Origin of the sequence: Sulfitobacter dubius (assembly GCF_027214245.1) — a bacterium.
Classification (GTDB): domain Bacteria; phylum Pseudomonadota; class Alphaproteobacteria; order Rhodobacterales; family Rhodobacteraceae; genus Sulfitobacter; species Sulfitobacter dubius_A.
This window is the reverse complement of record NZ_JAPWHM010000048.1, coordinates 1-259: the sequence shown is the minus strand read 5'-3', so window position 1 is coordinate 259 and position 259 is coordinate 1. Positions and strand designations below refer to the sequence as shown.

1 protein-coding gene is annotated in these 259 nt (G+C 55.6%); it reads right to left on the bottom strand.

The features are described 5' to 3' along the window. The coding region (locus O4H31_RS19550) for a hypothetical protein (RefSeq protein ID WP_269348182.1) at positions 1-259 on the bottom strand (259 nt) is incomplete at both ends.

Below are 259 nucleotides of genomic sequence, written 5' to 3'. Positions count from 1 at the left end.
GCTAAAAAGAGGGCCAAAAACATGCCGGCCTCGACGTCGACCGGCGCAACCGTCTTTGGATCATTGTCATGATAGTCGTTGCCGTTTTGTTCGACCAATACCGCCCCACACGTCCCCACAGCGGAAGCATAAAACGAGCCGAGGAGGCATTGCTGTTCGGCGGTCAGGCTGCCGACGGCTAATTTGGAAGTCAGAGCGGCAATTTGAGTGGGGTCGAAATTCTTAGGCGCAAAGGTCGGATCCGCGACCACTTGATTGC